General features: G+C 59.2%; 12 protein-coding genes. 2 read left to right on the plus strand and 10 right to left on the minus strand.

What is annotated here, in order from left to right; genetic code table 11:
- Positions 1-266: 266 nt before the first annotated feature.
- The 3 genes from M1D51_RS12385 to M1D51_RS12395 all read right to left on the minus strand — a co-directional run bounded on the left by M1D51_RS12385 (position 267) and on the right by M1D51_RS12395 (position 4,588).
- The gene (locus tag M1D51_RS12385; protein WP_458106704.1) at positions 267-1,430 is read right to left on the minus strand and encodes an iron-containing alcohol dehydrogenase; all 1,164 of its coding nucleotides are present in this window, start codon (positions 1,428-1,430) and stop codon (positions 267-269) included.
- Positions 1,431-1,554: 124 nt separating this feature from the next.
- Positions 1,555-3,114, minus strand: coding sequence for an FAD-binding protein (locus M1D51_RS12390; RefSeq protein ID WP_458106705.1), 1,560 nt, complete (start codon positions 3,112-3,114; stop codon positions 1,555-1,557).
- 124 nt (positions 3,115-3,238) lie between these two features.
- Positions 3,239-4,588, minus strand: a complete 1,350-nt coding sequence (locus M1D51_RS12395; RefSeq protein WP_458106706.1) for an ABC transporter substrate-binding protein — start codon at positions 4,586-4,588, stop codon at positions 3,239-3,241.
- A gap of 148 nt (positions 4,589-4,736) precedes the next feature.
- On the opposite strand from M1D51_RS12395, the gene ahlD reads away from it, so the two are divergent.
- On the plus strand, positions 4,737-5,558 hold the full coding sequence (gene ahlD / locus M1D51_RS12400) for an N-acyl homoserine lactonase AhlD (protein WP_458106707.1): 822 nt from the start codon (positions 4,737-4,739) through the stop codon (positions 5,556-5,558).
- Entirely contained in the window at positions 5,555-5,947 is a 393-nt protein-coding gene (locus tag M1D51_RS12405; protein ID WP_458106708.1) for a zinc ribbon domain-containing protein, read from the plus strand. Before ahlD ends, M1D51_RS12405 begins: the two co-directional genes overlap by 4 nt.
- Before the next feature lie 489 nt (positions 5,948-6,436).
- On the opposite strand, the gene M1D51_RS12410 is transcribed toward M1D51_RS12405, so the two are convergent.
- From M1D51_RS12410 to M1D51_RS12440, 7 genes are all read right to left on the minus strand, one after another.
- Positions 6,437-7,207, minus strand: coding sequence for a D-glutamate cyclase family protein (locus M1D51_RS12410; RefSeq protein ID WP_458106709.1), 771 nt, complete (start codon positions 7,205-7,207; stop codon positions 6,437-6,439).
- A gap of 1 nt (position 7,208) precedes the next feature.
- Complete coding sequence (locus tag M1D51_RS12415) at positions 7,209-8,486, minus strand: MFS transporter (RefSeq protein ID WP_200888280.1); 1,278 nt, start codon at positions 8,484-8,486, stop codon at positions 7,209-7,211.
- A 164-nt stretch (positions 8,487-8,650) separates the two neighbouring features.
- Entirely contained in the window at positions 8,651-9,526 is an 876-nt protein-coding gene (locus M1D51_RS12420) for a 5-oxoprolinase subunit C family protein (RefSeq protein WP_458109585.1), read from the minus strand.
- A 20-nt stretch (positions 9,527-9,546) separates the two neighbouring features.
- Positions 9,547-10,185 carry a 5-oxoprolinase subunit B family protein gene (locus tag M1D51_RS12425; protein WP_458106710.1) on the minus strand — a complete coding sequence of 213 codons (639 nt, stop codon included), beginning with the start codon at positions 10,183-10,185 and terminating at the stop codon, positions 9,547-9,549.
- Positions 10,182-10,955 (minus strand): LamB/YcsF family protein, encoded by a 774-nt coding sequence (locus M1D51_RS12430; protein WP_458106711.1) that lies wholly within the window; start codon positions 10,953-10,955, stop codon positions 10,182-10,184. The genes M1D51_RS12425 and M1D51_RS12430 overlap by 4 nt, the downstream gene beginning before the upstream one ends.
- Before the next feature lie 3 nt (positions 10,956-10,958).
- On the minus strand, positions 10,959-11,534 hold the full coding sequence (locus M1D51_RS12435) for a thiamine pyrophosphate-dependent enzyme (protein ID WP_458106712.1): 576 nt from the start codon (positions 11,532-11,534) through the stop codon (positions 10,959-10,961).
- Complete coding sequence (locus M1D51_RS12440) at positions 11,531-12,082, minus strand: thiamine pyrophosphate-binding protein (protein ID WP_458106694.1); 552 nt, start codon at positions 12,080-12,082, stop codon at positions 11,531-11,533. The genes M1D51_RS12435 and M1D51_RS12440 overlap by 4 nt, the downstream gene beginning before the upstream one ends.
- Positions 12,083-12,160 lie beyond the last annotated feature (78 nt).

Consider the following 12,160-nt stretch of genomic DNA (forward strand, 5'->3'; position numbering starts at 1 on the left):
ACCTGGGTGTCGCGGCGCAGACCCCCCGAGCTAATGCCCCTCACGGTATACCGTCCGACCATGAGTCCTGGCCCCGGCATGAACTGCGGAAATTTCAGGGTATCCAGGCGTGATCCGTCACTCAGTTGATGTAACCGCCCCGCGCTGCAGTGTTAAAAGCGACGGCCGTCCCGACACACATTTTGGGTGTCGAGACGACCGTCTAACTGCTGATCACGAACTGGGTGATGCGGAGCCACTTCACCGCAGCTTTGCCTGCCTCCCGTTTAATAGGCCTCTTTTAGGAGTTCCCTTACATCCTCGGCCGACACCGGTCGCGGCGCTTGACGGATCACGGCTTCTGCCTCCCCCATCGTCGCGCGAACAACGTTCTCCAAGGCCTCCGGGCTCAAGCCAAAGTCGCGGATTTGCCGCGGTACTCCCAGCTGGTCAAAGAGTAGCTCAAGCTCATCAGGAGCTGACAAAGCGTGTGTCGTTCCTCTGGCTGCGGCAAGTGCGGTGGCCATAACTTCCTGCTGAGGTGCGGTGGCATCAGCGTAAAACCGCATGACGTGCGGCAGGGTGATGCAGGACGTAACGCCGTGAGGGACGCCGGCGGCACCCAATTGGTGGCCAATGGCGTGGGATAGCCCGACTGGTACGTTATGCACTCCCACCAATGACATCCAGGCAGCCTGCTGACAGCGGAGGGCCGCTTCGTAATTGTGCGGGTCCGAGGCAGTCAGCGGAAGGTCCTCGGCCAGGGTGCGGAGTGCCGCTGTGCAAAGCGCGGTAGTGAACGGGTGTGCATTCGTGGCGTAGGCTATTTCGACCGCATGATCGATCGCCCTGACACCGGTTGTGATCCATAGCTTCCTGGGGGTTAGAGAACACAACTCCGGATCCAGCACCACGATCTTGGGCGTTAGCGCGAGGTACCTGGTCAGTTCTTTCGTGTTGGTCGTGTCGTCAACGAAGGCAGCAACACCGTTCCATTCTGCCGCCGATAGGGTCGTCGGCACCGCGATTACAGGAAGCGGGATACCATGTAGCTCCGGCAGCCCGTGGGAGATGCTGTAGCGCAGGAAGTCATGCGCCCAATGGATGCCCTCGCCCACTCCCAAGGCGGTGAGCTTCGCCGCGTCAACAGCGGAGCCTCCGCCTATGCCTATCACGACATCGGCTTTTGCGTTCTGGGCGATCTCCACAAGCTCCGCGAGTCGCTTGACTGGGTTATGGGCCTCGACCCTGCTGTATACCCCGACGGCTTTGGCTCCCAGAGCGCTGACGAGTTCTCCAAATTGCGGGGTGGCGCTAATGGATTTGCCCGCTATCAGCAGAACGCGTTGGAGTCCTCGCCGTTCAAGTTCGGCCGGAATTTGCTGAATTGCGCCGACACCCTCAATGACTCGTTCGATACGCGGCATGTCGAAGACACGTTGTTGACTCATTCTTCCTCCAATAGGGAATGGCACGCCCCGATTTCGAGGCGTGCCAGTTCCTGTTATCTAGTCTGTCCTTGGACGGAGTCGACGGTGAATGCGCACCAGGAGCGGCACCCTTTCACCGGCGTTGTTATCTCCTGCTTCCCGCTGCCTCGGCGGCCTTGGAAGCTGCCTCGGACTGCGGCACAGGCGGGACGGCGGAGCCTTGGCTGTCTGCTGCTTCGGCGGCCCGGCTGGCGGGTGGAGTGGAGGGTCCCGAAACGGCGGGGTCGCCTGACTCCAAAGAGTTCAGGTAGCCCACTGCGTTCGCGCCTGCTACGCGTCCGAAGGTCATGGAGCGGATGGACGATGTCGCGGGCGGGTACTCGTGGTAGAACAATCCCGTGATTTCGCCTGCTGCGTAGAGCCCGGGGATCGGCACTCCCCCGCTGGAGATGACCCGCGCCTCGGTGTCCGTCTTGAGACCACCAAAGGTGAAAGTGATCCTGGCCTCAAGTGGATAGCCATAGTACGGCCCGGATTCGATCCGGTTCGCCCAGTTGGATTTTGGCGGGACGATACCCTGGGTGCTCAAGCCGTCAAGGATTTCGGGTTGGAATGGTCCGCCGACGGTAGCGGCGTTGAATTCCTGAACGGTGGCTTCGAGTGCTTCCGCGCTGAGGCCCAGCTTGCCTGCCAGTTCGGCCAGGGTCGCGCCTTCCTCGGGCTCCATATCAGTCGTTTCGTAAACCCAGCCTGGACGCATGCGTTCCATGACGGGCTTATCCGTGATGAAGTAGGCCTTCTGGTTCTGGTTTTTCCAGACTTCATAGGCCAGCAGTTCAAAGTGGGCAAACAGGTAGTCTTCACCCTCGTCGAAGAAGCGCTTGCCTTGTTGGTTGACGCAGATGCCGTAGTTGTGGCCCCAGATTACGGAGTCCGGACGGCTCGTGCGCGAGTCGACTACCTCCGAGTGGAACATGTCGAACTGTCCGGCGGTGTCGGCCCCGATGTCCATGGCCATGCGGATACCGGCGCCCTTGTTGCGGTGCAGACCTGGAACAATCGGCTTGATGTCGACGGCATTGTTACCAAGGTATTGTGTCAACATTTCCGGGTTGCCTTCGAAGCCGCCCGATGCGATCACGACCGCCTTCGAGCTCAGCGTCCTCAGCAGCCCGTCCTTACCGCGGACGACGACGCCGTCGACGCGGCCTTCGTCCGAAATGCTGAGCTTCACGGCCTCGGTTTCGTAGAGGATTTCGGAATTGTCGAACTTCTTGAAATGCGAGAGGAGGTTGTTGACGATTTGAAGGCCACCTCCGACTGGCCATTTGATGCTCTTGTCCGTTTCGTATTCAAGAGCGACGTCGTTTTCCCAGTGCTGATAGAGCTCGACCCCGTGGGCTTCCAGGTACTTGATGGTCCCGGGGACTTCGCGCTCGAGTGCCAGGCAGTATTCCCGGTCAGCCAACCCCTTGGACGTTTCCTGTACGCGGTCCTTCCAGGATTCATCGAGCCGACCGTCTTCGTAGACGCGAAGCCATGCCATGGTCCAACGAGAACCTCCGGAGCGTTCGTCTTCTGCTCCGACTTCGACTAGCGCTACCCGGCCGGACCGACCTTCGTCGGCAGCCTTTTCACAGTAGCTCAGGGCGGCCGAGGCCCCGGCAAAACCGCTACCAATTACGACCAGATCATACTCAGACATTTCTCGTATTCTCCATCCATCATCTTTGATGGCTGTCAGCGCATCTGACAGCTTTTATGTTGGTTCTTTTAGGTAATGACCGCTCACGATGTTCAGTTGACCCGCGTGCGAGGTGAGCCCATTCCTATGGCTTCTTCCAGGCAAAGGGATCACTTGGCTTTTCGAAGAAAGCGTCGAGCTTGGTACCAGTGAGCCAGCCACCTTTGGGTTCCAGCCAGCCATCGGCATTGGGGTCGCAGTTCGGCCCGAGGGCTTCCTTGGCTTCGTCATAGCTGATGGGAGAAACGCTGAGAACAATGGATTGAATTTTGGGCCCCTGCTGCTGAAGGATTCGAACTGCGGTCTCGATACCCAGTTCCATCTCACCCTTGGGCGGCCAAATGTTGTAACCGGTGTCAGCGAATTCCGGGTTGTTCACCCAATAACATGCAGCCCCGGTCTCTCCACCAATGTTGATTGGCACCACTGGACGTCCAGACTGCTGTAGCGCCTGCAAGGCGCCGGTGGCGGAGGCAGGCTGGGCGACAATTCCATCGAGTTGGCCCGGGTGAGTTGCCAGGAACTTCTGCACCTCGGTCTTAGTCACCGGCGCAGACCACATGCCGTTCACCGATCCGACAAGCTTGATGTCAGGATATTCCTTCAGCGCATCCTGAACCCCGGCCTCGAAGTCAATGGCATTCGTTGCTCCAGGGACACCTTGGACATCCAGAACGTTGCCCTTGCCGCCGATCTTGTCGAAGACTGACTTAGCAAAGACGCTGCCGGCCTGACGGTAGTTGGTCACGGCGCTGACAGCGTAAGGCGAATCCACATGCCCACTCCATGCAACGAAAGGCACACCCTTCTCATGGGCGTACTCAATTGACTGGTTAAGGGCGGTTTTTGCTGAGCAGCAAGCGATCAGAATGTCGGCGCCCTGGTCAACGAGCTGCCGGATCTGCTGGTTCTGCACGGTGTCGTCGCCACCTGACTGGGCAACGATCACCTCTTTGATCAAGCCAGCCTTCTGGTACCGCGGAACGACATCGTTCATCAGGTGGTCCATGGCGGTTGTCTGCCAGGAATTCCCCGCGTACGGACTTGTATAGCCAATCGTCCATGGTGCCGGCCCCTTGGGCTGCCACCCCTCACCGTATGGCGTCTTTCCGATCAACGCGTCAGCATTCTCGTAGGCGGTCTGTGCATCAGCTGGAAGAGATGACAGTGCTGACTCTGAAGACGTTGCAGCACCGGAACCACCCGCCGGACCGAAGTCGCTACCGCCGCCACAGGCAGTAAGCGCCAAGACCGAGGCCAGGGCAAATGCCCCTCCCGCACGCTTGGCCAGTTTCTTCCCTCTGCCGGGAGGAGAAACGCAATCGTGGTCTTCTTTGACCATTCTGAACTCCTTATAGGTTGGCTGACAGCCATAGACATCAGCCGGCGACGGATACGCGCCAACTCGTTTGTATGAAGAACGAATGTATGACAATCATAACGAGCTGTTCCTTGAGTATAGGTGTGAGGCTAGTCACGCGCAATAGCTTTAAGGGCTCGTTCGGCACCCTTGAGGATTGGCCGATCGTCTGACAGTATGTCGATCGACTTCTGTACGTCTTAAGCGCTAAGGATGGAGTGGCATGGAGGAAAATCAGCTGAGGGTCCGCGTACTTGAAACGGGGGTCATGGAAGCAGATATGGCCTGGCTCCTGTTGAAGCCTGGAAGGATCATCACCGACCGCAACAATAGAGAACGTAAGCGTGAGTGGGGCGAAATCCCAACCCATGCAGTCTTGATTGAGCATCCCGAGGGGCGAATTCTTTGGGACACCGGCGTCCCCCGGGATTGGAGTTCCCGCTGGCAAGAGAGCGGCATGGATAACTACTTCCCAGTCAAGACTGAATCATCGAGTGAATCCGGATTCCTGGACTCTTCTCTTGCCCAAGTGGGTCTCGAGCCCGCCGACATAGACCTGCTCATACTTTCCCACCTGCATCTTGACCACGCGGGTAACGCGCGACTATTCGACAACGGCAAGACCAAGATCGTCGCCAACCGCAAGGAACTCGAGGGGGTGCAGGAAATAATGGGCTCGCACCTGGGTGGGCATCTAAAAGCGGACTTTGAAGGTTTGAAGATCGATGCCATCGAAGGGGACACCGAAATTGTTCCCGGGGTTTCTGTCATAGACACCCCCGGCCACACCTGGGGAACCATGTCTCTTCAGGTCGACCTCCCGGACGACGGAACTAAGATCTTCACCTCGGACGCAGTCTACTTGCGGGACTCCTTCGGCCCACCAGCCATCGGTGCCGCCGTTGTCTGGAACAACCTCCTGTGGCTTGAATCAGTAGAGAAACTTCGGCGGATCCAAGAGCGGACGAACGCCGAGATGATTTTCGGACACGAGTCCGAGCAAACAAGCCAGATTCGATGGGCGCATCAGGGGCATTACCAGTGATTCTCTACGACTTCCGTTGCATCGAGGGACACGACTTCGAAGCATGCCTCATGTCGATGTTTGCCGACGACCCTGCTTGTCCCGTCTGTTCTTCTGCAGCGAAGAGGAAACCTCCGCGCGTAGGCCTGAGCGGCCGAGTCGATCCCGGGCCATCAAAAGAGGACCGCCCACGCAGCTGGCAACAGGTCAACGGAGGAGACCCGGACACTGTCCGCGCCTGGCAACGAAGCATCGAGAAAAGGGAAAAACTCGAAGATCACTACGCCGAACTTGCTGGAGACAACCGGCCGGTGCTGGCGCACGAAGGGATCTTCGCCCGCCAACCACTCAGAGTTGGAGACGACATCAACGCCGCCATGAAGAGTGTTCCAAAGAAAATAGAAGCCTGACAAGCGCACGATCACGGTCCCCGGCGCTCGAGGCGGGTGGCTCCGCGAGGCGCACCGCTTCCAGGCAGGGCGCTGTGGCGGTAAACGGCCCCGGCTCCCTTAAGGCACGGCTGACTGGACTTGGGCTGCTTCGGTGCGTGACGCACAGAGGCAGCCCAAGTCCATGAGCTACTGAATCAGCCACAGTTATGCCGGCCACATGCCATGACCTTGTTCAGGACGTGCACTGCCTCACGCTGTGATCAGGCGGGGATAGTGCCGTTGGGTTCAGTCTTGCGAAGTGCGATCGGCGCGCAGCGTCCACACCGAGGGTCCTGAATCGGTTGAAGGGAAGATAGCGCCCTCCGCGATGAATCGAAGGATTCCGAAGCGGTCCGCCCATACACCGGTAACCGGGCAATGCGACCCGGTTGAGCAACGGCTATTGGATGGCTTTTTTATGTGCTGTCTCTTGCCGGTGACGTTGCTGATTCTCTTCATGACTGTTTCCTAGTGCTGAGGTACGGGCTTGTTATCGAAGACGAACATATGCCCTGGGTAGTGAGTTATCAGTGTGTGCATTCCCAGCCTCGGCAACACGAGTTGGGGAGTGACACCACATGCCCAGAACATCGGGACTTCGCTGTCGGGAATTTCGGGCGTGGGACCAAAATCGGGCGCCAAAAGGTCCGTGATCCCGAGGCCGGATGGGTCACCAATGTGGATTGGTGACCCATGACCGGTGGGATAGCGGGCGGTGAGTTGCACGATCCCGGCCACTTGGCCGGCGGGGAACGATCGCATGCTTACAGCCAAAGGTCCGTGAATCTTTCCCGCCGATACAGTCTGCCGGTTCGTTATGTAGACAGGGGGTGCGGGGCTGGCGTGCTGGCGAACGGTGTATCCGGCATCGGCTATAGGGCCTTCGAAGGTATGTGAACATCCCAGCAGGAATCCCACCATGTCCCCGGTCCAGTACTTCGAAACTTCAACCGGCTCCTCGACAAGTTCTCCGCTTTTCCATACCCGGTAGCGTGGTATGTCCGTGCGCACATCCGCTGTTCCACTGTCCAAGTTGACCCAGGGGTCTCCCGGGGCGGTCACGGCGATGACCGGACATACTTGAGGATTACGGACACAGAAGAGGAGAAAATCGAAGGCATGGGCTTCAGGCACGGCCACGAAGTTTGCCTGCTGGTAACCCCTGAGCATTCCTGCCGTTGGTCCCGTCCAGTTAGCCGCCCTGATCTCGTCCCGAAGTTGGGCCGGGGACGCGATCATCTTAGAGGTCGTCCTTGGACGTTTCGCGGATCCAGATCAGGGTGATAAGGGCGACAGCACATGCGCCGATCAGGATAAATCCTGGGGCAAGCAGGTTGCCCGTTGAGGCGATCAAAGAGGTTGCAAGAAGCGGCGTAAGACCGCCGCCCAGAATCGTTCCGATGTTGAAGCTAAGGGAGATACCGGTGTAGCGGACCTGGGTGGGGAATTGCTCCGTGTAGGTCGGATAGCCAACGGATTGCACGATCGGCATCGGAAGGGCAAGAACGACCATTGCGGCGATTGCCAAGGGTACATTCCCTGAACCCATGATCAGCATCATCGGTACAACGAGAATCAGATATCCAAAGAAACCGATAGCGAGGACTTTCCGACGACCGATGCGGTCAGAGAGACCACCCCAGAACGGCATCATGACCGCGACTGCTATTCCGATGCAGGCCATCGTCCAGTACACCGTGGTGCGGTCCAGCTTCAAGTACTGCGTCATGTAGATGTTCATGAAGATGAACCCGACCCAGTAGCCCACGTTCTGGCCAAACGAAACCAGTATGACGCGAAGTACGTTCTTCCAGTGTTTGGTGACCACTGTCTTGAGGGGAGATTTGGGCAGTTCGTTCTTTTCCTGCAACTGCTCGAATGCATGTGCCTCGGTGATCTTGCGGCGGATCACAACTGAAAGGATCACCAGGGGTATGGACATCAGGAAGGGAATGCGCCAACCGAACTCGCTCATTTGTTCATTGCCCAGTAAACCGGAGCAGACTCCTGCCACGGTCGCCGCAGCGGCGCCACCGATGGCGACACCCATGGGTGTGAAGCCACCCCAGAAGCCGCGGCGGCCGTTGGGAGCAGACTCCGCAACATAGGTCGCAGCGCCGGTAACTTCACCACCAGCGAAGAAGCCTTGGAACAAGCGGATGATGAGGAGCAGCACGGGCGCCCATAAACCCGCCGTTTCGTGCGTGGGCAACAGACCTGTGGCAGCCGTCGCCGACCCCATCCCGATCACGGTGATCAGAAGCACGATGCGGCGACCGAATAGGTCCCCGAGCCGGCCGAGGATAATTCCTCCCAATGGTCGGATAACAAAGGCGCTTCCGAAGACTGCCAAGGTAGAGAGCAGCGCTGTTGCTGGATCCTCGCTGGGGAAGAACAAGGGACTGATGATTACGGCAAGGTAACCGTAAACGCCAAATTCGTAGTATTCGATAGCCGTTCCGACCATTGCGGCAATAGCGGCCCGCCGTGGTGTCGAATGGGTCTTGGGGGCTGTCATGCTTGTATGTGTACTCATGGAAACCTCAAAGGGGTTGAGGCAGCTGAACGCTGCGAAAAATGAGTGCGGATGGGGAAGCCGCCGCCAAGGCGGGATTTCATTGGCGTGAACAACGCCTGGCGGCGGCTTTCCCTGTTTTTGTTTCGTTGGGATTTTTCGGGATATTAGGCCGGGATGAGGGCCAACTTGCTGCCCGGTCTTGCTTGCGCGATGATGCCGAGATCGGCTTCAGTCACGACACCTATGACGGGATAACCGCCAGTCACTGGACGGTCAGCCATGAACACGATGGGCTCACCGGAAGGTGGTATCTGTATGGAACCCAACGCAGTACCTTCGCTCGGAAGAGATCCGAGCTGGGTAAGGATTCGCTGACCAGTCAGGCGGGTGCCCACCCGGTTCGTTTCTGACGACACGGTCCACGGCGAGCCAACCAGAGTCTTCTTGTCCTCTGCAGTGAACAGTTCGTCACGTGGTCCCCAACGGAATCGGATCCTTGCGGTTCCAATGGGGACTCGGCTGAATACCGAATCTGTGTCCCAGGTCGGGGTCTCCGCTGGGCCGATTCGTAGATGGGACCCATCCTGAACCACTGATGGGCCAATTCCTGAGAGCGTGTCAGTTGAACACGAACCAAGTACAGGTTCGACAACTATGCCGCCGCTTATGGCCAGGTAGCTTCGGAGGCCTACTGCTGGCGCGCCTATCTTGAGGATCGCATCAGCGGGAATCCAAAACAAATAGGGATCAGGGACACTGCGTCCGGCTACGGTCACCGGGGCCGGCGCGCCGGTGACCGATGCCCATCGACCGTGACTGAGGCTTCCGGTAAGACCTCCCAGAGTCAGCTCCAGAGCGGGACGGTCAACACTGTTTCCGACGAGCCGATTAGCCACGGTGAAGCTTTCAAGATCCAAGGCTCCCGAGGTTGTTACGCCATAGTGGGCGTACCCGGTTCGGCCAAGATCCTGGATTGTAGTCAGCGGCCCTGCGTTGATTAGACGTAAAGATGTGTCTGCGGTCACTCGGGAGTTCTGCATGTCGACATCTGAGAGCAGTGTCACGGAGTGCCTCCCACCGATTCGAAAATGATCCTGTCACCCGCGGCAAGTTTGGCTGGGGGTTCCTCCTGTAGATCCCAAAGCTTGGTGGTGGTTCTACCAATCAGATGCCAGCCGCCTGGTGTGCTGCCTGGATAGACGACGCTCTGATTCGCGGCAATAGCAACCGATCCTGCAGGAATGTCCGTCCGCGGGCTCTCCCGTCGCGGAAGATGCAGCTTCGACGACAACCCGTCAATGTAGGCAAACCCCGGCGCAAACCCGAAGAAACCAACCTGATGCTGGGTTCCAGTGTGCTCCCGGACCACGTCCTCTAAAGTGAGGCCGCATTGCTGTGCAACGAATTCGAGGTCAGGACCGTCATAAACCACCTGGATCGTGACAATCCGGCCCACCAAGTCCTGTTGAATAGCCAGCAGATCTTCTTCGAGCAGAGCTCTTAAGTCAGCTTCCACGTCGCGCAAATCCCGCGCAGAACGCGCCGATACAAGGACGGACGAAGACGTCGGCACGACAGCTTCCAGCCGCGACTCCCACCGCCCCCGCCTTAGAACGGCAGCCAGGGCCGCGGCAGAACCGTCACCCACATCGACGAGGAGGCTCTTGTCGCCTGCAGGATGAATCGCCTGGCGAGTCATGAGCGTGCTCCAATTCCAACAAGCTCCACACCGTGGGCCTGCAACGTCTCAGCCACACGGGCCGCGATCACCGAAGCGCCGGGGGTGTCGCTGTGAATGCAGATGGCTGCCGGTGGCTGTTCAAATTCGACAATCTCCCCCGTTATGGCCCGGACGGTGCGCTGCGAAACCATTTGCAAACACCGGTCGGCAACTTCTTCCGGGTCCGTGACGACTGCGCCGTGTTGCGACCTGTCGACCAGCAGTCCCTCCGCCGTGTAGGCACGATCGGCGAAAACCTCTGCCAGTGGGATGATGCCTGCCGCGACAGCGGCCTCCCAGGTCTCGGTCTCAGGCTGGCAAAGCACAGGTAGTCCAGCTGATGCAGTGGCCACGGCTTCAATGATTGCCTTGGCGTGCTCCTCATTGCGGGCAGCCACGTTGTAGAGCGCTCCATGCGCTTTGACGTAGCTAATGGTGCTGCCGGCAATCTCCGCAAAGACCCTCAGGGCCCCGATTTGGTAGATCAGGTCATTGACTAAGTCGACACGGGAAATTCCCATAAAGCGCCGACCGAAGCCGACCAGGTCGCGGTAGGACACCTGGGCACCGATTGAGACGGATCGTTCGACTGCTTTAGAGCAGGCGCTTCTAATAGTGCTGGGGTCCCCAGCATGAAACCCGCACGCAACGTTCGCTGCCGTGACGTGCTCCAAGATCCCGTCATCGTCTCCAAAGCTCCACGCGCCGAACCCTTCAGCTACATCGCTATTGAGCGCAATCTGAATCATGATTCAGCCCAGCCTCGGGGTGAGCCAGTTTTGGAAGCGGTTGCCGTGGGTGACGGGGTCGATGAGGAGGAGTTTGGTGTCTGGTTCGTTGCCGGGTTCGGTGCGGGTGTGGATGAACCAGGGTCCGTCTTCGGTGAGGGTTTGTTTCAGGGCGAGGGACAGTTCTTCGGTGTTCTCAGCCCGGAGGACCTTCAGGTCAACGGATTCGGCGAAGCGTCCGAGGTCGATGGTGACTGCTTGGGTGGGGATGGAGGCGGTGGAGGCGTAGACGCCGTTGTCGAGCAGGATGATGACGAGGTTTTCGGGGGCGAGGTAGCCGGCGGTGATGGCTGAGCCGGGGTTCATCAGGAGGGATCCGTCGCCTTCGATGACGATGGCGCGGGTGACGGGGGTGTTTTTGATGGCTTGGGCGATGCCGGTGCCGACGGAGATGGCCAGGCCCATGGCGTCCAGGAGGTAGAGGTGGCTGGGGCGGTCTTCGACGGAGGCCAGTTCGCGGGAGGTCGCGGCGCAGGTCGCGATGACGGGGACCTCGGCGGTGGTCTCGACAATGGCCCGGAGGGCTTCGATGCGTTTCATGCTTTTGCCTTTGCGTCTTTGGGGTCGAAGAATTCCATCAGGACCACGACGGGTCGGAAGGTCATGCGGGCGTGGTTGCCGGCTTCGGCGACGGTCGCGCCCCAGTCCTGGGCGGTGTTGCGTCGGTCGACTTGGAATACGGGGATGTTGGTGGAGGCCAGCAGGGCGGGGACGGGTGCGGAGATGGTGTGGATCATGGAGTTGTACTCGCCGAGCCCGCCGCGGGTGTTCGCGACGATGAGCAGGGGCAGGTGGTAGGACACGGCGAAGGTGGTGAGTGCGGTAAGGGCGTTGCCGAAGCCGTTGTCCTGCATGATGATGACCCCGAATTTCCCGGCGAACGGGTAGGCGCCGACGACGCCGATGGCTTCTTCTTCGCGGGAGACGGGGTAGACCAGTGGCAGGTCGCCGTTGGTTTGGGCGGTGAGGACGCCGTTGATGATCGGGGCAATGCTGGCGGAGGGGACGTACGCGACGCCGTCGGGGGCCAGGCGCACGATCGCGTCCACCACTTCGGTGTGGCGGTCCTGGGTAATGGTGGTAGTCATGGGTGGTCAGGCTCCCTTGGGGTGTGGTGTGGTCAGGGTCTGGACGATGCGTCGCAGGCCTTCGGTGAGGTCATCGAT

It is taken from the genome of Arthrobacter sp. R3-55 (assembly GCF_054161505.1).